The 20,361-nt window shown below is 63.9% G+C and carries 22 protein-coding genes; 7 read left to right on the forward strand and 15 right to left on the reverse strand.

Going from position 1 to position 20,361, the window contains the following annotated elements; genetic code table 11:
* Positions 1 to 97: 97 nt before the first annotated feature.
* From NLM32_RS45575 to NLM32_RS45595, 5 genes are all read right to left on the reverse strand, one after another.
* The gene (locus NLM32_RS45575) at positions 98 to 628 is read right to left on the reverse strand and encodes a GNAT family N-acetyltransferase (RefSeq protein WP_254135153.1); all 531 of its coding nucleotides are present in this window, start codon (positions 626 to 628) and stop codon (positions 98 to 100) included.
* A 138-nt stretch (positions 629 to 766) separates the two neighbouring features.
* The gene (bchE, locus tag NLM32_RS45580) at positions 767 to 2,293 is read right to left on the reverse strand and encodes a magnesium-protoporphyrin IX monomethyl ester anaerobic oxidative cyclase (protein ID WP_254135154.1); all 1,527 of its coding nucleotides are present in this window, start codon (positions 2,291 to 2,293) and stop codon (positions 767 to 769) included.
* Positions 2,294 to 2,478: 185 nt separating this feature from the next.
* Complete coding sequence (locus tag NLM32_RS45585) at positions 2,479 to 3,219, reverse strand: di-trans,poly-cis-decaprenylcistransferase (protein ID WP_254135155.1); 741 nt, start codon at positions 3,217 to 3,219, stop codon at positions 2,479 to 2,481.
* A gap of 30 nt (positions 3,220 to 3,249) precedes the next feature.
* Positions 3,250 to 3,624 (reverse strand): transcriptional regulator, encoded by a 375-nt coding sequence (locus NLM32_RS45590; RefSeq protein WP_212424295.1) that lies wholly within the window; start codon positions 3,622 to 3,624, stop codon positions 3,250 to 3,252.
* Positions 3,611 to 4,228, reverse strand: coding sequence for a hypothetical protein (locus NLM32_RS45595; RefSeq protein ID WP_254135156.1), 618 nt, complete (start codon positions 4,226 to 4,228; stop codon positions 3,611 to 3,613). Before NLM32_RS45595 ends, NLM32_RS45590 begins: the two co-directional genes overlap by 14 nt.
* Before the next feature lie 199 nt (positions 4,229 to 4,427).
* Between NLM32_RS45595 and NLM32_RS45600 the strand changes: the two genes are divergently transcribed.
* Positions 4,428 to 5,678 (forward strand): S1C family serine protease, encoded by a 1,251-nt coding sequence (locus NLM32_RS45600; RefSeq protein WP_254135157.1) that lies wholly within the window; start codon positions 4,428 to 4,430, stop codon positions 5,676 to 5,678.
* 120 nt (positions 5,679 to 5,798) lie between these two features.
* Here NLM32_RS45600 and NLM32_RS45605 read toward each other — a convergent pair whose 3' ends face one another.
* From NLM32_RS45605 to NLM32_RS45620, 4 genes are all read right to left on the reverse strand, one after another.
* The gene (locus NLM32_RS45605; RefSeq protein WP_254135158.1) at positions 5,799 to 6,533 is read right to left on the reverse strand and encodes a thioredoxin family protein; all 735 of its coding nucleotides are present in this window, start codon (positions 6,531 to 6,533) and stop codon (positions 5,799 to 5,801) included.
* 21 nt (positions 6,534 to 6,554) lie between these two features.
* A complete protein-coding gene (locus tag NLM32_RS45610) occupies positions 6,555 to 6,899 on the reverse strand; it encodes an SRPBCC domain-containing protein (protein WP_254135159.1) in 345 nt (114 codons plus the stop codon).
* A complete protein-coding gene (locus NLM32_RS45615) occupies positions 6,899 to 7,351 on the reverse strand; it encodes a helix-turn-helix transcriptional regulator (RefSeq protein ID WP_254135160.1) in 453 nt (150 codons plus the stop codon). The genes NLM32_RS45610 and NLM32_RS45615 overlap by 1 nt, the downstream gene beginning before the upstream one ends.
* 103 nt (positions 7,352 to 7,454) lie before the next feature.
* Entirely contained in the window at positions 7,455 to 8,429 is a 975-nt protein-coding gene (locus tag NLM32_RS45620; RefSeq protein WP_254135161.1) for a tripartite tricarboxylate transporter substrate binding protein, read from the reverse strand.
* 146 nt (positions 8,430 to 8,575) lie between these two features.
* Between NLM32_RS45620 and NLM32_RS45625 the strand changes: the two genes are divergently transcribed.
* Positions 8,576 to 8,986: a VOC family protein gene (locus tag NLM32_RS45625; protein WP_254135162.1), complete on the forward strand. Its 411-nt coding sequence runs from the start codon at positions 8,576 to 8,578 to the stop codon at positions 8,984 to 8,986.
* A gap of 72 nt (positions 8,987 to 9,058) precedes the next feature.
* Here the strand turns inward: NLM32_RS45625 and NLM32_RS45630 are convergent, their stop codons facing one another.
* The 3 genes from NLM32_RS45630 to NLM32_RS45640 form a co-directional block, all read right to left on the reverse strand.
* A complete protein-coding gene (locus NLM32_RS45630) occupies positions 9,059 to 10,153 on the reverse strand; it encodes an HD-GYP domain-containing protein (protein WP_254135163.1) in 1,095 nt (364 codons plus the stop codon).
* 250 nt (positions 10,154 to 10,403) lie between these two features.
* A complete protein-coding gene (locus tag NLM32_RS45635; protein ID WP_254135164.1) occupies positions 10,404 to 12,689 on the reverse strand; it encodes a xanthine dehydrogenase family protein molybdopterin-binding subunit in 2,286 nt (761 codons plus the stop codon).
* Positions 12,686 to 13,177, reverse strand: a complete 492-nt coding sequence (locus NLM32_RS45640) for a (2Fe-2S)-binding protein (RefSeq protein WP_148777577.1) — start codon at positions 13,175 to 13,177, stop codon at positions 12,686 to 12,688. Before NLM32_RS45640 ends, NLM32_RS45635 begins: the two co-directional genes overlap by 4 nt.
* A gap of 476 nt (positions 13,178 to 13,653) precedes the next feature.
* Between NLM32_RS45640 and NLM32_RS45645 the strand changes: the two genes are divergently transcribed.
* From NLM32_RS45645 to NLM32_RS45660, 4 genes are all read left to right on the forward strand, one after another.
* Positions 13,654 to 14,418, forward strand: a complete 765-nt coding sequence (locus NLM32_RS45645) for an alpha/beta fold hydrolase (RefSeq protein WP_254135165.1) — start codon at positions 13,654 to 13,656, stop codon at positions 14,416 to 14,418.
* A gap of 22 nt (positions 14,419 to 14,440) precedes the next feature.
* Complete coding sequence (locus NLM32_RS45650; protein ID WP_254135166.1) at positions 14,441 to 14,782, forward strand: hypothetical protein; 342 nt, start codon at positions 14,441 to 14,443, stop codon at positions 14,780 to 14,782.
* Between the two features lie 167 nt (positions 14,783 to 14,949).
* Positions 14,950 to 15,624: a dienelactone hydrolase family protein gene (locus tag NLM32_RS45655; RefSeq protein WP_254135167.1), complete on the forward strand. Its 675-nt coding sequence runs from the start codon at positions 14,950 to 14,952 to the stop codon at positions 15,622 to 15,624.
* A gap of 141 nt (positions 15,625 to 15,765) precedes the next feature.
* Positions 15,766 to 16,248 carry a hypothetical protein gene (locus NLM32_RS45660; RefSeq protein ID WP_254135168.1) on the forward strand — a complete coding sequence of 161 codons (483 nt, stop codon included), beginning with the start codon at positions 15,766 to 15,768 and terminating at the stop codon, positions 16,246 to 16,248.
* A 17-nt stretch (positions 16,249 to 16,265) separates the two neighbouring features.
* Here NLM32_RS45660 and NLM32_RS45665 read toward each other — a convergent pair whose 3' ends face one another.
* The 3 genes from NLM32_RS45665 to NLM32_RS45675 all read right to left on the reverse strand — a co-directional run bounded on the left by NLM32_RS45665 (position 16,266) and on the right by NLM32_RS45675 (position 18,413).
* Entirely contained in the window at positions 16,266 to 17,003 is a 738-nt protein-coding gene (locus NLM32_RS45665; protein WP_254135169.1) for a polysaccharide biosynthesis/export family protein, read from the reverse strand.
* Between the two features lie 256 nt (positions 17,004 to 17,259).
* Positions 17,260 to 17,916 (reverse strand): peptide-methionine (S)-S-oxide reductase MsrA, encoded by a 657-nt coding sequence (msrA, locus tag NLM32_RS45670; RefSeq protein ID WP_254135170.1) that lies wholly within the window; start codon positions 17,914 to 17,916, stop codon positions 17,260 to 17,262.
* Between the two features lie 179 nt (positions 17,917 to 18,095).
* The gene (locus tag NLM32_RS45675) at positions 18,096 to 18,413 is read right to left on the reverse strand and encodes a hypothetical protein (protein ID WP_057754029.1); all 318 of its coding nucleotides are present in this window, start codon (positions 18,411 to 18,413) and stop codon (positions 18,096 to 18,098) included.
* Between the two features lie 387 nt (positions 18,414 to 18,800).
* On the opposite strand from NLM32_RS45675, the gene rpsT reads away from it, so the two are divergent.
* Positions 18,801 to 19,067, forward strand: a complete 267-nt coding sequence (gene rpsT / locus NLM32_RS45680) for a 30S ribosomal protein S20 (protein WP_254135171.1) — start codon at positions 18,801 to 18,803, stop codon at positions 19,065 to 19,067.
* Positions 19,068 to 20,361: the final 1,294 nt, after the last annotated feature.

Consider the following 20,361-nt stretch of genomic DNA (forward strand, 5'->3'; position numbering starts at 1 on the left):
CGCCGTAAGCTCCCGTCCTGGGAGGCAGTAGAGCACGATCCGCGGCGGGATGCAGCGGTTTTTGAGCGGGCCGCACGGCCACTTTCGGCAAGTCTGGTCAGCGCGATAGCCGTTTTGCGAGGTGAATCGACTGCCAGTCGCCAAGGCCGGTATCGGCAAACCCCGCCTTCTTCGCAAGGCCGCGCATCTCGGTATTGGCTCGTGCGGTCTCAGCCGCGATCATCTCGTGACCGAGATCGCTCGCGCGTCGCTCCATCGCGGCCATCATCTGCAGGCCGACGCCCTTGCGCTGAAAGACATCGGCAACGGAGATGGCGAAATCGCCGTGCCGGGCGACTGCGTCATAGACGTATCGGGTTTCTCCGATGATCGTGCTTTGCCCTGCATCCAGCCTGAGCTCCGCAAGCAAGGTGAAATAATCGGGATGGCTGACCTTGGCGACGCATTCGGCCGCGACGACGGCAAGGTCCGCCCGCGCGCCCATAAAGCGCTTGTTGCGCGTCGTCGCGGACAGGCCGGTGAAATAGATCGAGAGGCTCTCCACGTCGGCGGCATCGGCAGCCCTGATCCGGACTGCACCATTCGTTTCGGTCTCGTCAACGACAGCATCCAGAGACAATCGTGACATGCGCGAAGCCCTCGGCAGGTTGCGTGGACCGCACACCTAGCCGAGGTCGCGCATTTGCCGCTTGGACAGAGCTGCCAATCTTGCGGTCAGAAACGAACAGCGCGTTGTCCTCGGCCGGACATCACACAGGGTTTGCACTCATGCCGCTTCGCGCGTGCCGACACGCCGCTCCGGCCGTGCTGCCGTCATCGACTGTTCCTCGGCGTCCTGCGGAGCGCCCCAGAATTCGCGCACCGTAGGCCCCCATCTCAGCCGTCGCGCACGCAAGAACTCGAGGATCTCGTGCGGCCAGACCCTGCGGCCCATCTGCGTGTACCAACGCATGGCGTGTCGCAGGCCCGCGTCGCGCTGAAACAACACGCGCCAGATCGCCTTGGGCCGACACTGCAGCACCATCTCGGTGAACTTGAACCAGACCAGCACGCGCCACGGCGCCATGTAGCGCGTGGCCAGCACCTGATGCTTGTAATCCCAGCGGCGGCGATCCGGCTGGATCACGCGGCGGTCGGCGGCCAGCCGGAAGTATGGCGTCCAGCGATGCGGCGTGACGTAGAGCAGCTGCACCTGATCGGGATCGTAGGCGAGCAGCTGTTTCAAGCCACGCCAGTGATCGCGATCGGTTTCTTCCTCGAACCCGACCACCCAGGTCGCCATCGACAAGATGCCGTGCTGCCGCAAGAGGCGAATGGCCTCGCGATCGGTTGCGGTGGTTGCCCCCTTGCGGATCAGCTCCAGCGTCTTCTCATCGGTGTTCTCCAGTCCGAGCAGGAAGCGCTGCCAACCTGCCTTCTTGTAGAGATGCAGCATGTCGGCATCGCGCACGATGTCGTCGGCCCGGGTCGAGCCCACCAGGATGAGATCGACATTCTCGGCGATCAGCGCTTCGAGGAAGGCCCGCCACGCCTTCTTGGACACAGTCGGATTTTCGTCCGCGAAGTTGATGACCTTCACACCGTGCTCGCGATGCAGGCGCGCCAGCTCTTTGGCGAAGCGGACGGGATCCCGATGACGCCAACGCGTCCAGAAGCCGCGCTGGCCGCAATAATTGCACAGATGCGGGCAACCGCGCGAGAACTGCACGACCACGGCACGCAGGCCACCCCAATAGCTGTACCGCGCGTGATCGATGAGCTCCCAACCGATCCGATAGGCATCGAGATCCGCGATGACCGGCGCAGGCTGCGTCGCACGGGGGCCTGCGACGTCGCGGAGCGCGATGCCGGCAACGCCGCTGAGATCGTGGCCATATTCCAGCGCGCGTATCAGGCGCCGCGCGGTCTCCTCGCCTTCACCACGAACGATGGCGCTGACATAGGGCTCGTCGCGCAGGATGTCGCGCCAATGATAGGTCGGGAAGACGCCGCCATAGACGATCAGCACGCCCGGCATGGCTTTCACCAGCGCCTGCGCGATCTCCGTAATCACGGGATGTCCGGAGGTCGAGCCGGAATGACCGAACAACACGGCGTCCGGCGCGAAGCGGCTCGCTTCGCTGATGATATCCGCGACCGGCATCGGGCCGAACTCGGCATCGATCAGCCTTACGGCGTGACCGTCGTCGATCAGCGGGCCGCCGATCGCGAGCAGGCCGAGCGGCGGCAGATGATCGTCCGGAATACGGCTTCCGATCGAGGGATGAGGCACGTTGACGAGAAGAACACGCATGGACTTTCGCTCCCGCTTTGGTTGGCGTGATCGTCCGTCCCGCTCCTATGAAGAAGCCCAATCCCCCGACTGAACCCGAAGACATCGTACTTGGCTGCTGCGGAGACTCTTGCTCTGCTCCGCTTTTTTGACGCGTTTTCTTCACGCGAACCGGTATCCACTTCGCTCGAAAACGCTTTGCAGCATCACGCCCGAGAAAGCGAGGGCACCTCCTCCGGCATGATCGCCTGAAGACCGCCGAAGCGTCGCTCGCGGCCATGGAAGGAAGCCAGTGCGGCGGCAAGATCGGCCGCATCGAATTCCGGCCACATCCGCTCGGTGAAATGCAGCTCGGCATAGGCGCCTTCCCAGAGCAGGAAGTCCGACAGCCGCTTTTCGCCCGACGTGCGGATGATGAGATCGACGTCGCGCAAGCCGGCCTCGCCGGTGACCAGTTGCGAGAAGGCCTCGCGGGTGAGGCTGGTCAGCGCGGCCGCCTTCGCCGCGGCATTGAGAATGGCGTCGCGTGCGGAATAGTCGACGGCGATGCGCAGATGCAGCGTCGTGCCGTGGGCCGTGGCGGCCTCCGCACGCGTGATGGCGGTGGCAATGCCGTCCGGCAAGCGGTCGCGACGGCCGATCACGTTGAGCCGCACGCCGTTCTTCACCAGGCTCTGCACCTCGTTGGCGAGGTAGAAGCGCAGCAGCGTCATCAGGGCTGCGACCTCGGCCTTCGGCCGGCGCCAATTGTCGGTCGAGAATGCGTAGAGCGTCAGCGTGCCGATGCCCTGCTTGGGCGCGGCCTCGACGATGCGGCGGATGGTCTCGACGCCGGCCTCGTGGCCGCGCACGCGCGACAGGCCGCGCCGCGTCGCCCATCGTCCGTTGCCGTCCATGATGATGCCGACGTGAAGCTTGTCGTTGGGGGACGTGACGTCACTTTGCATTGCAAAGTCTCCGGTCAAAAAGGGGGACGATCAGGTCGAGAGAATGCCGAGGCGGCCAAGCGGCGGTGCCTCGCGGCCGGCGGCCTTGGCGGCATCGCGCACGAGACGCTCGAGCACGGCGAGATAATCGAGGAAACGGCGGCGGCCGGTCTTGGTCAGGCGGCAGGTGGTGTGCGGGCGATTGCCCTCATAGCCTTTGGTCACCTCGACCAGGCCCGCCTCCTGCAGCACCGCGAGGTGTCGGCTAAGATTGCCGTCGGTGAGGCCGCAGAGTTGCTTGAGATCGGCGAAGGCGAGCCCCTTCGGATGCGCCATCAGCGAGGTCAGAAGCCCGAGCCTCGCCTTCTCGTGGATCACACGGTCGAGCCCTTCATAGGAGAAAGGCGCGCTGTCAGTCTTCGACATCATTCTCTCCGGACGCAACATACAGAATGGCCGCCATCATCGACTGGCCGATCACGAAAGGCAGCCCCATGGTCCACGGCGACAACATGTGAGTCCGGCTCGCCAGCACCACTACGGCAAAACCCGAGATGAAGTACCAGGCCCCGGCGAACGCCACGCTGCGCGGCAGCGAGCGGACGGAGGCGAAAATGCCGAGCGATACCAGGATCTGCCACAGCCCCGGCAGAAGCCACAGCGTCTCGGCCGCGAACTTCCACATCACCACCGCGAGCAGGATTCCGGCGACGCCCGCGGGCAAGAACTGCTCGACCGCCTGGTGGATCATGGCGTCGGCAAGGCCCGAATGATGGCGGCGCGAGCGCGCCCGCATCTCGACCCAGATGATCAGGCCGGACAGCGCAGCCGCAACGAACCAGCCGAGAAAGAAGCCGAGCGGCTCGCTGTTGGGGTCGCCGAGCAGCCAGAATTGCAGGATTGCGGTGACAAGCGCGACCACGCCTGTCGCGGCCATCGTCGCCGGGCCGTAACCGCGGAATGCCGTGCCGGCCGCGATCTGGCTGCGGATTGCCACGATGTCGGCCAGTGCCTTGTCGAGATCGCGCATCGGCAACGCCAAAACCCCGCTCCACCCAGTTCACGAACCAGTCCGCCCGGTCACTTTGTGATGCAAAGTATACCGCAGTACAAAGTAAAGGCAAGCCTGAAAGTCGTCCGCGAGGGACGCCGCCCGATCAGACAACTGTCGGTTGCGCGAAGTGGGCCCACGCAGATAAGATGGCGCCAAAGCGTTCCGGGGGGAAGTCATGTGGTTGAAGTCGTTTGCCGTCGCTGCTCTGTTGCAGATGTGCCTTTCTGGATCAGCACATGCGAAGGGGCCATTCGGAAGCGTCAATGTCGGCAACTGGATCGGCGGCGCCTTCAGCAACGACGAAACAGGCGCCTTCTCCCATTGCGCCGCGACGGCGCCTTACGCGAGCGGCGTCATCCTGGTCGTGAGCCAGAATGCAGCCGGCACATGGTCGCTCGCCTTTGCGAGCCCCGGCTACCACCTCAACAAGGGCGAGAACGCCGCGATCGACGTGACCTTTGACGGGCAGGAGCAGGCCAGGCTTTACGCTACGGCGTATCAATCCAACATGCTCACCGCCATTATGCCGCTCAATGTCGTGCGCACGTTTCAGAAGGCGAGCCTGATGGTCGCAACGGCGGGCCGCGCCGTCCTGAATTTTGACCTGACCTCGACCGGGCCGCTGATCGCGGCGTTGGCCAATTGCGTGACCAAAGTAAAGGCCGACGGACTCGACAAGGCCGGCGACTTCACCAAGGGTGCCGCGAAGCCCGCAGCCACGGCCGACAAGCAAGGCTCGCCGCCGGCCGGCAAACCCGCCAAAGGCGCCAAGAGTGGTTTTGGCACCGGCTTCGTGGTCAGCGCCAACGGACACATCGTCACCAACAACCACGTGATCGATGGTTGCAGCGAGCTCAAGGGCAATCTCACCGGCGAAGCCGCGATGGTGTTGCGCGTGGTATCGAGCGATGCGAACAACGATCTGGCCTTGTTGCAGCCGTCATCGACGGTGGCATTCAAGGACTTCGCCCGGATCCGCGATCGCTCGTTCCACTCCGGCGATTCCGTCGTCGCGATCGGTTTCCCCTTTCACGGCTTGCTCACGTCGGACTTCACCGTGACGACCGGTATCGTGAGCTCGCTTAGCGGCATACTCAACGACACGCGGTTCCTGCAAATCAGTGCGCCGGTGCAGCCCGGCAATAGCGGCGGCCCGCTGTTCGACAACAGCGGTCAGATCGTGGGCGTGGTCACAGGAAAGCTCCCTGGATTGCGCATCGCCGCGGCAACCGGCAACATTCCGGAGAACATCAACTTCGCCATCAAGACCGGCGCGCTGCGCGACTTCCTCGACAATTCGGTGGTGCCGTACCAGACTGCCGAGCCGAAGGGCGAATTGAAAACCCCCGAGATCGCCGGCAACGCGCGGGCCTACACGATGCTGATCTCGTGTAACGGCACTGAGCAGGCTGACGCGAAGAAGTAGCGGCAAAGCCGGTCTCGTAGCCCGGATGGAGCGAAGCGCAATCCGGGGACGTCGCACGCCTCGCAAGGTCCCGGATTTCGCTTCGCTCCATCCGGGCTGCGCATCAAACCGAGCCTTCCCTCACCCGTGGCAGCACGCGCTCTTCGCCTGCGGCTCGTACTGGTCGCGCAGGCGGACCCAGTCCATCGGATAGGGCAGACCGTCCTCGTGACGACCGAGCGGAGTGAGGTCGAGATATTGATAGGCGGCGTTCATCATGTCGAGACCGCGGGCGAAGCAGGAATAGGTGTGAAAGATGTCGCCGGCTTCGTTGCGATAGAACACGCTGATGCCGGGCAGCTCGGGGCCATAGAACGGTGTGGTGCCGAAATTGTACTTCGGGACACCCTGATCGATCTGCTCGCGCGTGAACGAGACCTCGTAATCATAGTTGAAGTCGTTGCGGCCCGAAGACACCCAGTCGAAGCTCCAGCCCATGCGCTTCTTGAACGCCTCGAGCTTCTCGACGGGTGCCAGCGAGATCGCGACCATGGTGGTGTCGCGCGCCGCCAGATGCGGCACCATGCGCTCAAAGCCGTCGGCCCAGAACGAGCAGCTCTTGCAGGCCGCCTCCCAGTCGGGCGCGAACATCACGTGCTGGACCACGAGCTGCGGGCGGCCCTTGAAGAGATCGCCCAGCGTCACCTTGCCGTTCGGCCCGTCGAACACATAACTCTTGTCGACCTTCACCCAGGGCAATGCGCGGCGCTCCTCGGCGAGGCGTTCGCGGGCCTGGCTCAGCTCCTTCTCATGCGCCAGATGGGCTTTGCGGGCGGCGACCCATTGCTCGCGCGAGACGATCTGATGTTGCTGCATGGTATCCTCCTCTGACAGGAATCAGGCGACGAAGCTGTCGAGCTTGTCGAAGAACGAGTTCCAGCCGCGCTGATGGTTGTCGCGCGCGGTCTCGTCGAAGAACTGGGCGTGATGAAAGATCATCAGCGTGCCGGCATCATCAGGCTTCAGCGTGATCGTCACCAGCGATTCGCGTTCCGGCGTCGAATGCCAGGCCCAGGTGAAGACCAGCCGCTCGTTCGGCACGACCTCGCGATAAAGGCCACCCGCCTCGAAATACTCGCCGTCCTCGCGCGTGAACGAGATGCGGTAGCGGCCACCGGAGCGAACATCCAGGTCGGCCTTCAACGTCGCCGGCTTCATGTTCGGCGGCCCGAACCATTGCACTAGCTGCGCGGCTTGCGTCCAGGCGGCGAAGACCTTTTCCGGCCGCGCGCGGAGCCGGCGCGTGAGTGTGAGGCTTGGACCTTCGGTTGCGCGTTCGGCGGCGTTGGCGGCTGCGTTGACCATGGTTTGTCCTCCACAAAGGCGGCAAGGCGGTCGAAACTCTCGGACCAGAATTGCGCATAGCGATTGAGCCAGTTCATCGCCTGCTCCATCGGCTGCGCGGTAAGCCGGCAGGAAACGGTGCGCCCGGTCTTCTCGCGCACGATCAGGCCCGCATCCGTCAGCACGTCGAGATGCTTCATGATCGCCGGCAGCGAGACCGGGAACGGCGCGGCCAGTTCGCTCACCGACAGGCTGTCCTTCTCGCCGAGACGCGCCAGCAGCGCGCGCCGTGTCGGATCGGACAATGCCGCAAAGGTGCGATCGAGCGTCTCGTCTTTATACTTAACCATACGGTTTAGTATAGACGCGAACGCCATCCCGTCAAGCGGGAACCACGCAGGAAAAAAGCCCCGCCTTGCGGCGGGGCTCCATCTCCAATCATGCGCGAAATTGCTACTCGACCTTGAGGCCGGCGAACTCGACGACCTTCTTCCACTTCGCGGTCTCGGCCTCGATCTCCTGGCCGAACGCTTCGGGCGTCAGCACCAGCGGATCGCCGCCGAGCTCGACCAGGCGCTTGGTCATGTCGGGCTCCTTCATGAGCGTGTTGATCTCGTTGTTGAGCTTGGCGATCATGTCCTTGGGCATGTTCTTCGGCGCACCCATGCCGAACAGCGCGCTCGCCTCGTAGTCCTTCACCGTCTCGCCGATCGCGGGCACGTCCGGCAGCTGCGGCGAGCGCTGCGCCGTGGTGACGCCGAGCGCACGAAGCGAGCCCGAGCGGATGTGCTGGATGATCGAGGGCATGTTGTCGAAGATCACCTGCACCTGGCCGCCGAGCATGTCGGTGATCGCCGGCGCCGCGCCGCGATAGGGCACGTGCTGCATCTTGCAGCCGGTCATCGCCATGAACATTTCGCCGGACAGATGCACCGAGGTGCCGTTGCCGGAGGAAGCCATGTTCACCTTGCCGGGGTTGGCTTTCACGTATTCGATGAACTCGGCGACGGTCTTGGCCGGCACGTCCTTGTTGACGGTCATCACGTTCGGCACGCGCTGGAACGCGGCGATCGGCGCGATGTCGCGGACGAAGTTGAACTTGAGATTGGCGTAGAGCGTGGCGTTGATGTAGTTCGCCGGATTGACCAGCAGGACGGTGTAGCCGTCGGGCTCGGCATTCACGACGGATTCGGTGCCGATATTGTTGCCGGCGCCCGGCTTGTTCTCGATCACGAATTGCTGGCCGAGCCGCTCCGACAGCCGCTGGCCGATCAAGCGCGCCAGGATGTCGGTGGCGCCGCCCGGCGGATAGCCGACCACGAACTTCACCGGCCGCGACGGATAGTCGGCGGCGAAAGCTTTCGACAGCGGGCTGGCTACAAAAGGCGTGGCTGCGAGCAGGCCCAGCGCGTTACGGCGAGTGATCATCTCAAGGGTTCTCCCAAGTGTTGTTCTTAGAAAGGGGTGTTGTTCTTAAAAAGGGCGTTGTTCTTGATAGCGGCGTCAGCGGCGTTGTAACAAAGCCCGCCTGCTGCGGAAAGTGCGCAAGCCCCATGGCGACGAAAGGATAAGGCATGCCGGTCAAGGTTGAGGCCCTCGATCACCTCGTGATCAACGTCGCCGACGTCGCAGTGACCTCGGAGTGGTATCGCAAGATCCTCGGCATGGAAGTCAAGGTGTTCGACCCCGGCGGCGGCAAAGCGCCGCGGACGTCGCTTCAGTTTGGTCAACAGAAGATCAACGTCAGGCCGCGCGACGCCGACAAGGTGGAGTGGTTCACCGCCGACCACCAGACCGCCGGCAGCGAGGATCTGTGCTTCCTCACCTCCGCCACGCCAGACGAGGTCGTGGCGCATTTGAAGGCGCATGGCGTCGCGATCGAGGAAGGCCCGGTCCCCAAGCAGGGCGCCCGCGGCACGCTGCACTCGGTCTATTGCCGGGATCCGGATGGCAGCCTGATCGAGATTTCGTCGTACGAGGATTGAGGGTCGGCAGAGTCATACGGCGCGCTAAGGGCGCGCCTTCCCACCCTTGCTACGGCAGCGGAGAATGCCGCGTCAGAACGATCCCAGCGCCACCGGCCGGAACGCCTGCAGCAGCTGCTGATCGAGCTTGCCGCCCATGCCTTCCATCATCGTGAAGGCGCGCGAATGGGTGAACGGCATGCGATAGGCGCGCTTCTCCACCAGGGCTGCGTAGATGTCGACGATGGTCGTCAGCCGCACGATGTCGCTGATCTGGTTCGACGACAGATTGTTCGGATAACCGGAGCCATCGAGGAATTCGTGGTGATGCAGCACGACATCGAGCATCTCGGGCGGGAAGCCGCCTTGCGCTGCGAGCGCGTCATAGCCGCGGCGCGGATGCTCGCGCACCTCGGCCATCTCCTCGTCGGTGAGCTTGCCGGGCTTGTCGAGCAGGTTGGAGGGAACGAAGGCCTTGCCGACATCGTGCAGCAAGGCGGCACGGGTCAGCCGGCGCTGGTCGTCCTCGCGCATGCCGAGATGCTGCGCAAAGGACACCGCAAAGCCGGTGACGAACAGGCAGTGGCGATAGCTGCCGACGTGATGGCAGCCGACGGTGGTGAGCCATTCGCGCAGCGACGAGTGCTTGATCGCTTTCAGGATCTTGCTCTCGGCGGCGATGACGTCGTCGAACGTCAGGGGCACGCCGAGCGGCAGCTTCTCGAACATCTTCTTCAGCACCGCATGCGCCGCCTCGACGCCGCGGTTGAGCGTCTTGCCGCGATCGGTCGCGTCATAGGTCGCCGTATCGGGGAATGCGGCGCGGATGCGCTGCAGGATCGCCTCCGCCTGCAGCGGCCGCGAGATGGTGTCGGTGGCGCCCAGCGCCCAGGCCTGCATGGTGCCGTGGTGCAGGGCATCGGCCAGCACGAACAGGCGCGGCATCGAACGATAGCCTTCGGCGCGCAGCTTGTTGCGCACCCGCTGCACGCTTTCGGGCGAGCGCAGGTTGATGTCGACCACGAGGCCGGAGAGATCGCGCGACGGCTGCTCGGGGATGTCCTGCGTCGTCACCGTCGAGACGTCGCCGACCGCCTTCAGGATGCTGGCGAGCTCGGTGCTCGCATCGCTCCGGTCGGAGGCGAGCAGAAGCCGGCGTTTGGCGGCGGATTTGGCTGGCGCGTTCATGGCTTCCCCAAAAGCACGGGAGTGTCTTCGGCGTCAGCCTAAGCCGGATCAGGTTCTCCGGCCCTTAAGAGGCGTGCTCAACGGAACCTGCCGGAATTGCACGCAATTTTACGGATCGCAGTCCCGCCGGAACGCGAAAACAACCCCATGCACCGTAGAAGGGTCATTGAAAATACTGGCTTTTTGATAACGAAAAATCCGCCGGAGGTGGCCCTCCGGCGGATCATTCTTCCCGGCAGTGAAGCCAGCCTTACGCCTTCATCGCCCCCTTCACGGCTTCCGCCGTGATCGGCAGCGCCCGGACGCGGGCGCCGGAGGCGTTGAAGATGGCGTTGCCGATGGCGGGCGCGACCACCGTCACCGCCGGCTCGCCGACGCCGGTGGCCTTCTCGCCATTGGCGATCACGGCGACTGCGACCTCAGGCATCTGGCTCATGCGAAGCGGCGTGTAGCCATCGAAGTTGGTCTGTTCGATGCCACCGTCCTTCAGCGTCGCCTTCTCGTACATCGCCAGCGACAGGCCCCACAGCGCCGCGCCCTCGACCTGGGCGCGGATGTTGTCGGGATGCACCTGGGTGCCGACATCGGTTGCGACCGTGAGCTTCTTCACGGTCACTTCGCCCGACGGCGCCACTGCGACATGCGCGACGCAAGCGGTCCAGCTTGCGGTCGCTCGTTCCTGAGACGACACGCAGGCCACGCCCATGCCTTCTCCCTTGGGGAGTTTCTTGGTGCCGTAGCCGGCGAGGCCCATCGCGGCGAGCAGCGTGTTGCGCAGCCGCTGCGCGCCGCCGTCGTTCTTGCCGGCGCCGTCGAGCAGCGAGATGCGGTATTGCGCCGGATCCTTGCCGGCCGCAGCCGCGATCTCGTCGATCATGCTTTCGACCGCCCAGAAGGTCCAACCCGGCGCCACCGAACGAAGCTGGCCCGACGGGGTGGCGTTGTGCGCCATCTCGTTCTTGATCGCGCGCACATTGTGGTTCGGCACGGTGTAGAAGAAGTCCGAGCCGTTCACCGTGAACGCGTCGAGCGGGCCCTTCTTGTCGACCGAGGGCGACAGGAAGTCGGGGATGCCCCAACGCTGGGTCGGCCAGGCCGAGACCACGTCGTGGCTGAGCGCGACGAGCTTGCCGTCGCCATCCACGCCAGCTTTCACTTTCTGGTAGGTGAGCGGACGCGAGAAATCCATCGTCATGTCATTCTCGCGCGTGTAGATCACCTTCACCGGCTTGCCTACGGCCTTGGCCGCCTGCACGGCCGGCACCATCATGTCGGCGTCCAGCCTGCGGCCGAAACCGCCGCCGAGCCACATCTGGTGCATCACCACGAACTTCGGATCGATCCCGGCAGCACCGGCCGCAATCGCGCCGGAGCGCGTCGCGAACTGGTTGCCGGAATAGATGTGCAGGATGTCGCCCTTGAACTCCGCGGTGGCGTTCATCGGCTCCATCGGCGCGTGGATGTTGATGCTGGTGGTGTACTCCGCCTCCAGCACCTTCGCCGCCGTGCCGAGGGCTGCTCCGACATCGCCGTCCTTGACGAAGAACTGGCCGGAGTCATCGAGCTTCTGAAGCCGCTTGGCCTCCTCGAGCAGCGACTCGCTCGACGCTTTCGCATTCGGACCGCCGTCATAGCTGACCTTCAGCGCCGCCGCCGCCTTCTTGGCGTTGGCGTAGGTGTTGGCAACCGCAACCACCCAGCCGGTCGTGGTCTGGGTCTTGTCGTCGAGGGTGACGGCCTTGATGAAGCCGGGCACCTTCTTCGCAGCGGAATCGTCGACCGATTTCACCGTGGCGCCGTAGCGCACCGGCGGCGTCACCACCGCGCCATAGGCCATGCCCGGAATCATCACGTCGATGCCGTACTTGGCCGTGCCGTTGGTCTTCGAGGGGATGTCGAGCTGCGGCACCGACACGCCGATCATGGTGTATTGATCCGGGGTCTTCAGCTTGATCGCCTTGAGCTCATCGGGCGTGAAGGTTTTGGTCGCCTTGCCGCTCTTCACGACATCGGCGAACGACATCTGCTTCTTCGACTTCGCATGCACGATCATGGAATCGCGCACCGTGAGCTCGCCTGCCGGCACGCCCATCGACGCGGCAGCACCTTCGGTCAACGCCATGCGTCCGGCCGCACCCGCCCGGCTCATCGCGTCGAAATTCATCATGGTCGACCAGCTGCCGCCGGTGATCTGCGCACCGAGGACCGGGTCGTTGAACTTCGGATCGTTGGAGGCGAGGTTGACCCGCATGTCGCTCCACTTCGCGCCCAGCTCCTCGCAGACGATCTGCGCCATGGTGGAGGCGATGTGCTGGCCCATGTCGGCCTTGCCGCAAGTCACGGTGACGAGACCGTCGGGCGAGATCGCGTACCAGACGCTCGGCTCGAAATTGGCGGGCGCCGCAGCGAGCGCTTCACCGATTCCAGGCACGCCGGCATAGCCGAGCACGAGGCCGGTGGCGGCGGTGCCGACCAGGAATGAACGACGGCTGAGATCAGTCGTTTCAGGGGTGACGTTCTTCACGTGCTGATTCATGTGGGCCTCCGCTCGTTGCCGGCGGCGGATGCGGTGCGCATCTCGGTGGCGGCGCGCATGATTGCCTTCTGGATCCGCGAATAGGTCATGCAACGGCAGAGATTGCCGTCCATATGGGCCACGACCTCTTCCTTGGTCGGATTGGCGTTCTTCGCCAGCAGCGAAGCCGCCTGCATGATCTGCCCGGACTGGCAGTAGCCGCATTGCGGCACCTGCTCGGCAACCCACGCCTTCTGCAGGGGATGATCACCCTTGGCGGAAAGGCCTTCGATGGTGGTGATCTTCTTGCCGGCGACGTCGCCGACCATGGTCTGGCACGACCGCACGGCTTCGCCGTTGACGTGCACGGTGCAGGCACCGCACAGGCCGGCACCGCAGCCGAATTTCGTGCCGGTCATCTGCAACTGTTCGCGGATGGCCCAAAGGAGCGGCGTATCGTTTGCCGCATCCACGGACATACTCCGCCCGTTGATCGTGAGCGTTGGCATAGGCGTCTTCCCCTGCCGGTGCAATGAAGCCGCTTACGGCGGCAACTTGAGTAGCGGACGCCCACCGGGTCGGCGGCCGCCTTGCGCGCGAGAATGATCGCGTTCCTGCGTTGTGGCAAATGCAATTTGGAATCGATCGAAACTATCTCGGCATCCGCTTGTTGTGCGTTGCGATAGCGATGCTGATGTTAGCGACTGGACGCAACAAGCAGCGCGTTCAGGCAGTTTCTTCGAAGTAACTTGGCGCGCTAAAGTGCAGCCGCAGGTGCGGACGCTCCTTCTCCCCTTGCGGGAGAAGGTGGCGCGAAGCGCCGGATGAGGGGTATCTCTCCGCGTATTCGAGTGAATGAGAATTGGACTCGCGGAGAGATACCCCTCACCCGGCTCGCCGCTACGCGGCGATCCACCCTCTCCCGCAAGGGGCGAGGGTGCACCGGTGTCGTGGTTAGAATGAAGAACAAGAAAGGGCGGAAGCAATGCCAAGGATCGATCGGGACGGCGTCGGCATCTATTATGAAGTGCATGGCGACGGGCCGCCGCTGCTGCTCACCCACGGCTACTCCTCGACCTCGGCGATGTGGCATGGACAGGTCGATGCACTTTCGAAAGACCACAAGCTCGTGCTGTGGGACATGCGCGGCCACGGACAGTCCGATTATCCCGACGATCCCAAAGCCTACAGCGAGGCACTCACCGTCGGCGACATGGCGACGATCCTCGACGCGGTCGGCGCCAGGCGCGCCATCATCGGCGGGCTGTCGCTCGGCGGCTACATGTCGCTGGCGTTCTACCGCGCCCACCCGCAAGCCGCACGCGCGCTGCTGATCATCGACACCGGCCCGGGCTTCAAGAAGGACGACGCGCGCGAGGCCTGGAATGCGCGCGCGCTCGCCACCGCCGACAAGCTCGATCGCGAAGGGCTCGACGTGCTGAAGTCGGCAACGCGCGAGCGCGCCACCGCCAGCCATCGCAACGCCAAGGGCCTGGCGCTGGCCGCGCGCGGCATGCTGACCCAGCGCGATGCGGCGGTGATGGAATTGTTGCCGAACATAAACGTGCCGTCGCTGATCGTGGTCGGCGCCGACGACACACCGTTCCTGGCGGCGTCCGACTACATGGCGGCCAAGATCCCGGGTGCACAAAAGGTCGTGATCCCCGCGGCCGGACACGCCGTCAACATCGATCAGCCCAAGGCTTTTGTTGACGCCGTGGTGCCTTTCCTGAAGAACTTGCCGGGATAGCGGTCATACGGGGATCAGTACCATGAAGCGGGCAATCTTGGCTGCAGGCGCAGCGCTTCTCTCGATGGCCGCGTCGGTGCAGGCCGAGCCGTTCGGCACGGTGCCGTCGCGCCGTCCCTTCGTCGACACCTTGTCGAACAATACGCCTTTGGCGTTCGGAATGGATGCGGAGCAGACCGCGCGCGTCCTCGGACAGCCCCTGCAATACGTCAAAGGGCGCCCCGGCAACGAAATCTATCTCGCCCTTCGCGATATCGGCGGCAGCGGATTGATCCCCTACCGCCACCGCCTGTTCCTGCAATTCCGTCATGGACGGCTGGCCGGATGGAAAGAGGATTACGGCGAGAACTGGATGTGGGAGTGAGGTGTTTCTCCTCATCCTGAGGGGCTTGCGCAGCAAGCGTCTCGAAGGATGCAGGCCCGCTCTCGCACCTCGGCCTTTCATCCTTCGAGACGCGCTGGCGCGCTCCTCAGGATGAGGGGAGAGAGCGAGCCCCTTGGATCAACAACCAAACAAGAAGGACAACCCGCGTGGGACAAGACATCAAACTGACGGCCTCCGACAATTTCCAGCTCGGCGCCTATCGCGCTGATCCTGTCAGCGCGCCGAAGGGTGCGGTGGTGGTGATCCAGGAGATTTTCGGCGTCAATCATCACATCCGTTCGGTCTGCGACCGTCTCGCAGGCGAAGGCTATGTCGCGATCGCGCCGTCGATCTTCGATCGCACCACGCCGGGCTTCCAGTCCGGCTATACGCCCGATGAAATCGCGGAGGCGCGCAAATTCGTCGCCAATCCCGACTGGGACGCGATGCTGCGCGACACCCAGGCCGCGATCGATGCGGTGAAGAATGTCGGCCCGGTCGGCATCATCGGTTTCTGCCTCGGCGGCAGCATCGCCTTCGTCGCGGCGACGCGGCTCACCGGCCTGAAGGCCGCGATCGGCTATTATGGCGGCGCCGTCGTGCGCTTTGCCGACGAGAAACCGAAGGTGCCGACGCAGCTGCATTTCGGCGAGAAGGACGCCGGCATTCCGCTGACCGATGTCGAGACCGTCAAGACGAAGCGGCCTGATGTCGAGGTCTTCATCTACCCCGGCGCGCAACACGGTTTCCATTGCGACGAGCGGCCGAGCTACGACAAGGCCAGCTCCGAGATCGCCTGGCCGCGCAGCCTCGACTTCTTCGCGAAGCATCTGACGAAATAGCGCGCAGCTCTCTCCGCCGTCGTTCCGGGACGCGCCGTCAGGCGCGCGCCCGGAATGACGCGGAACGGAAATCGGGTGGCTGCGTCACGGCGCGCGGCGATAGAGCTGGCTGATCAAGCCAGTTCACGCCGGGAGAGCGTCATGCAGCAGGCCAATACGAACCTCGTCATCCGCAATCCGTTCGGCACCATGGACGTGCCGGCGCCGGGCGACGCCGAAGTCATGCACTATGCCATATCAGCCTCGCTGGCCGGCGATGCCGCCGACGGCAATGCGGCGCATTGGGCGTCCGCTCCCGCTTTATCCGACCCGCTCGACGGCATCTGGGCGAGCCGCTGGAACGGCGGCGCCGATCCGACCATCGCCGGCGATACGCCGGAGACGTGGAAGCAGGGCCGCGCCGAGGTCCGCGTCGCAGGCGAGCGGATCTATCTGCGGTTCGATTGGGACGGCGGCCGACGGCACGGACTGATCGATGCCGTGCGCGAGAGCGGCAATGGCCTGATCGGGAAATACATCAACCTGACCAATCCCGCGATCATGCGGCCATGGGTCGGGCTCGTGGTCGACGCCACGCGGATCGACGGATGTTTTCCGAACGGGCGGCTCGATTTCAGGCGCTGAACGATACGGGAAGAGAGCTAGAACCAGCGCTCGCCGACGAACACGGTGTCGCCGGGGCTGACGGGCGTGCCGAGCGGCACGACGGCGCGCATGGAGCCGCCGCCCTCCGTATGCGTGACGGTGACCACGTCGCGCTTGGCGCGCGGCGAGAAACCGCCGGCGATGGCGACGGCGCTCTCGACCGTCATGTTGGGGACGTAGGGGTATTGGCCGGGCGCTGCGACTTCGCCGAGGATGAAGAACGGGCGGTAGGACTCGATCTCCACGGCGACCGACGGCTCGCGGATGTAGCCGTTGCGCAGGCGCGCGGCGATTTCACCGGCAAGCCCCGCGGTGGTGCGGCCACGCGCGGGCACTGCGCCGATCAGCGGCATGGTGATGGAGCCGCCGGCATCGATGGCGTAGCTGTTGGTGAGACCTTCCTGGCCATAGACCACGACGCGCAGCTTGTCGCCGGCATCGAGGTGATAGGAGGCGTCGTAGCGGACGGGCGCGGCCACCATCGGCGCGGCATAGGCGACCGGCACGGGGCCTGGACCCGACGCAAAGGAGTTGCTGAGCGCGGCAATGGCGCCGCCGCCGTCGTTGGCAACAACGACCGGCTGAGCGCTGTAGGGTTGGCCATAGGCCATGGCGTCGAGATCGGGACGGGGCTGCACCATCGCGACGGGACCGGCGGTTTGCATGCAGCCGCCCAGGGTCAGCGCGGCGGACGCTGCCAAGATCGACCATCGAAACGCGCGTGCAACCGGCACCGGACCATCCCTCGGAACGAGACAGCTCCAGTGATGCACCGGTTATGGTTAATAAAGGGTTGAGGGGCCAGGCGCGGCGGTCGCACCCTCCCCTGGAGGGGGAGGGTCGATCGCGCGTAGCGCGAGCGGGGTGGGGTGATCTCTCCACTCGGGCAGTGTTCTTCGCGGAGAGACTGTCACCCCACCCCGCTGTGCATTCCGCTCCGCTTCATGCTCAGCGACCCTCCCCCTCCAGGGGAGGGTAAGAAAGCCGCACCTACGCGCTCACGCCCACACCGATCGGGCACGCGACGCCGGTGCCGCCGAGGCCGCAATAGCCAGCGGGGTTCTTCGCCAGATATTGCTGATGATAGTCCTCGGCGAAATAGAACGGGCCTGCCGGCGCGATCTCGGTGGTGATGGCACCGAGACCCTTTGCAGCAAGTGCCTTCTGATAGAGCGCCTTCGACGCGTCGGCGGCCTTCTTCTGCGCATCGGAATACGTGTAGATCGCGCTTCTGTACTGCGTGCCGACATCGTTGCCCTGGCGCATGCCCTGCGTCGGGTTGTGGTTCTCCCAGAACGTCTTCAAGAGCTTCTCGTAAGAGATCTTGTTCGGATCGAACACGACCAGCACCACTTCGGTGTGGCCGGTGCGTCCCGAGCAGGTCTCTTCATAAGTCGGGTTCGGCGTGTGACCGCCGGCATAGCCGACCGCCGTCGCATGGATGCCGTCGCCGAGCTCCCAGAACTTTCGCTCGGCGCCCCAGAAGCAGCCGAGCCCGAACACGGCCTGCTCGAGGCCTGCGGGATAAGGCGGCGCGAGCTTGGCGCCGTTGACGAAATGGATGGTCGCGGTCGGAATCGGTTGCGCGCGGCCGGGCAGCGCGTCAGCTGCGCTCGGCAGTGCGGTGGTCTTGCGCATGAACAGCATGATCGGATCTCCGAAAAAACGAGCTGTCGCGCGCCCGAGCCAGGTGCTCAGGCGGCGTGCTCGCGATCGAGTGGGAATATAGGTCTTTACGCAGCCAGCAGCAGTCTTGTTACGTCCGTGCCCGGTGCGATGCTCAGTCGCGGCGCGAACTGAAGATCAGTCGCGGCGGGAACTGAAGGTCAGTCCCGGGAATAGCCGATCAGCGGCTTGCGCGGGCGGAACAGGATCATCAGGAGAATGCCGAGGAGGCCGAGCACGGCGAAAACCGGCTGGTCCAGCACCAGGCGGATCACCGAGGTCCAGAGCCAGGGTGCCTTGGCCTCGACCCAGGTTCGGAAGGCGGACTGGCTGGCCTGGTTGATGTCGTTCCAGAACTGGCCGAACCGGGTGAAGCGCAGGGTCTGGTCGGCCACCCAGCGGGCGCCGTCATAGACCATGAAGAAGAACCCGCCGGCCAGCAGCAAGAGCCCAATCAGTCGGAAAAAGCCGCGGATCATGCCTCACCCTCTATGGTCGCCCGATCGGATGACCCCCACAAACGCCGTCAGCCAATAGCCGGGAGACGGCAGAAATTCAACCTCATCAGGGCGTTACGGCCCCTCTTGGAGCGCCCCGGAGCCTGCTTTTCCAGCCCCTAAAGCGTTGACGGTGCCCAAGACCCCCTCTATAAGGGCGCCAACTGGCGGTGGGCGCAATCCTGCCGCCGCTGTTCTTTGAGCAGTTGCAGGCTCTTTTGAGCCTCAGAGATGGCCGCAAGGCTTATCGCTCATGTTCCGGGAACGGCCAGCAACCGAACACCCTAAATCCGAGCGTCGATTCCGCGGTCAAGCTGCCGGCGCTACCCGACCAAGACGCGACCGGTACCCGCAAAGGACATTGAGACCATGGCCAACACCACCTCCGCCAAGAAAGCGACGCGCAAGATCGCCCGCCGCACCGCCGTCAACAAGTCGCGCCGCACCCAGATGCGCGGTGCCGTGCGTCACGTCGAGGAAGCCATCGCGACCGGCGATCGCGCCGCCGCCGTCAAGGCGCTGGCCACCGCCGAGCCCGCGCTGATGCGCGCCGCCCAGCGCAACATCATTCACAAGAACAACGCCAGCCGCAAAGTCTCGCGCCTCACCGCGCAGATCGCCAAGCTCGCCAAGTAATCTCGGCAGCTAAGTTCGCGACGCAACTTCGCCGCCGCGATCCGATCGTCTCACCCGATCGGCTGAAGCAATCGAACATCGCGCTTTCAATCAGCCCGGCTCACGCCGGGCTTTTTGTTGTCTGTCACAATTCCCGCTTGCGGTCGTTGGGCGACCAATCCTTCGTTGGAAGACTTTTGTCGCGAGCGCTAAGCTCGCGCTCCGTAATCTTACCTGTCGGTGTTTTGCAACAGCGGAAACTTTCACTGCGCTGCGAAAAACCCCTGCGGGGCGGGGCTAAGTTGCATTCTCTCGTACGAAAGTTCTGCACACCGTAGATTCACCGGAACAGGTTTCGCTCCGGGGTTACCCTGCGAAACGAGACTCAAAAAACGATGTCTCGCTAATCACTTATCGACATAGCGCCGCCAAGCATTTGGAAAATTCGTGCGCGCGGTGCGTGCGTGACGCTTTTGTAAAAATTTTTTGGCGGTAGGGGAGTCATTGTCACATGACGTCCCGCATTTTCGAATCTGTGCACGAATCCAAAAACTTGGTCTCAAGCCTGTGAACAACTCTTGCGCGGCGTTAACGCTGGTCAAGATTTTTAACGCCTCAAGTGTGAATCAATTTCGTTGCGAGTCTTTCCGCTTGGTGTATTCCTTAAGTCGTTCGCGGCGCCCACGATCTTGAGACCAGCGCGGTTTTAGAAACGGGGCGAGCGTGCAAATCGGCGGCGGTGTGCACGTAGGCGACGCTTCAACAAGCGATTGTCGGATCAACACCCACAGCAATGTGGGAACGGTAGCTCTTTGTCTGAATGTCTCCAAGCGGGATTTTTCTCAATCCCGCTCGCGCCAGGCGCAAACGAGGGACGTCATGAAGCTACACCGACAAGCGTGATGGCGAAGCCGAGCGGACGAACAGTGCAGACGGGCAGGACAGCGGCGACCTCAGTCGCAGTTGTCTACTAGGACACGCAGGACCTTGCCGTGAGCAATCACGGCAGGACGGGGAGGCTACCATGTCTTACGGACTCAACGCGGTATTGAAATCAATTTCCATTTCCAACGATGCCGTCCTGGATTCCTCGGACATCCAGCCTCCCGCGTGCGACGGGGCGCCGAGTACGCGCTGACCTCGCGAACACGCCATCTCTGACATCGCTGATCTGACCGCGGCGCTCGCGCCGAACGGCAGAGCTATGCCCGACGATGGACTCGCTTGAGGTCGCGTCATTGCAGAAACCCTGATGGCAGGAACTCTGCATGGCGTTCACAACGCAACCTTATCTCTCAAGAAAAGTTCTCAAATG

The sequence above is a fragment of the Bradyrhizobium sp. CCGUVB14 genome (assembly GCF_024199935.1).
Lineage (GTDB): Bacteria > Pseudomonadota > Alphaproteobacteria > Rhizobiales > Xanthobacteraceae > Bradyrhizobium.

What these genes read in the sequence shown, in the direction of transcription:
- msrA (WP_254135170.1), bottom strand. Translation starts at nt 17,916, where the DNA reads ATGCTGTTCATGCGCAAGACCACCGCACTGCCGAGCGCAGCTGACGCG.
- NLM32_RS45625 (WP_254135162.1), top strand. Translation starts at nt 8,576, where the DNA reads ATGCCGGTCAAGGTTGAGGCCCTCGATCACCTCGTGATCAACGTCGCC.
- NLM32_RS45650 (WP_254135166.1), top strand. Translation starts at nt 14,441, where the DNA reads ATGAAGCGGGCAATCTTGGCTGCAGGCGCAGCGCTTCTCTCGATGGCC.
- NLM32_RS45630 (WP_254135163.1), bottom strand. Translation starts at nt 10,153, where the DNA reads ATGAACGCGCCAGCCAAATCCGCCGCCAAACGCCGGCTTCTGCTCGCC.
- NLM32_RS45595 (WP_254135156.1), bottom strand. Translation starts at nt 4,228, where the DNA reads ATGCGCGATCTCGACAAGGCACTGGCCGACATCGTGGCAATCCGCAGC.
- NLM32_RS45660 (WP_254135168.1), top strand. Translation starts at nt 15,766, where the DNA reads ATGCAGCAGGCCAATACGAACCTCGTCATCCGCAATCCGTTCGGCACC.
- NLM32_RS45675 (WP_057754029.1), bottom strand. Translation starts at nt 18,413, where the DNA reads ATGATCCGCGGCTTTTTCCGACTGATTGGGCTCTTGCTGCTGGCCGGC.
- bchE (WP_254135154.1), bottom strand. Translation starts at nt 2,293, where the DNA reads ATGCGTGTTCTTCTCGTCAACGTGCCTCATCCCTCGATCGGAAGCCGT.
- rpsT (WP_254135171.1), top strand. Translation starts at nt 18,801, where the DNA reads ATGGCCAACACCACCTCCGCCAAGAAAGCGACGCGCAAGATCGCCCGC.
- NLM32_RS45615 (WP_254135160.1), bottom strand. Translation starts at nt 7,351, where the DNA reads ATGGTTAAGTATAAAGACGAGACGCTCGATCGCACCTTTGCGGCATTG.
- NLM32_RS45605 (WP_254135158.1), bottom strand. Translation starts at nt 6,533, where the DNA reads ATGCAGCAACATCAGATCGTCTCGCGCGAGCAATGGGTCGCCGCCCGC.
- NLM32_RS45635 (WP_254135164.1), bottom strand. Translation starts at nt 12,689, where the DNA reads ATGAATCAGCACGTGAAGAACGTCACCCCTGAAACGACTGATCTCAGC.
- NLM32_RS45645 (WP_254135165.1), top strand. Translation starts at nt 13,654, where the DNA reads ATGCCAAGGATCGATCGGGACGGCGTCGGCATCTATTATGAAGTGCAT.
- NLM32_RS45585 (WP_254135155.1), bottom strand. Translation starts at nt 3,219, where the DNA reads ATGCAAAGTGACGTCACGTCCCCCAACGACAAGCTTCACGTCGGCATC.
- NLM32_RS45600 (WP_254135157.1), top strand. Translation starts at nt 4,428, where the DNA reads ATGTGGTTGAAGTCGTTTGCCGTCGCTGCTCTGTTGCAGATGTGCCTT.
- NLM32_RS45620 (WP_254135161.1), bottom strand. Translation starts at nt 8,429, where the DNA reads ATGATCACTCGCCGTAACGCGCTGGGCCTGCTCGCAGCCACGCCTTTT.
- NLM32_RS45640 (WP_148777577.1), bottom strand. Translation starts at nt 13,177, where the DNA reads ATGCCAACGCTCACGATCAACGGGCGGAGTATGTCCGTGGATGCGGCA.
- NLM32_RS45575 (WP_254135153.1), bottom strand. Translation starts at nt 628, where the DNA reads ATGTCACGATTGTCTCTGGATGCTGTCGTTGACGAGACCGAAACGAAT.
- NLM32_RS45590 (WP_212424295.1), bottom strand. Translation starts at nt 3,624, where the DNA reads ATGTCGAAGACTGACAGCGCGCCTTTCTCCTATGAAGGGCTCGACCGT.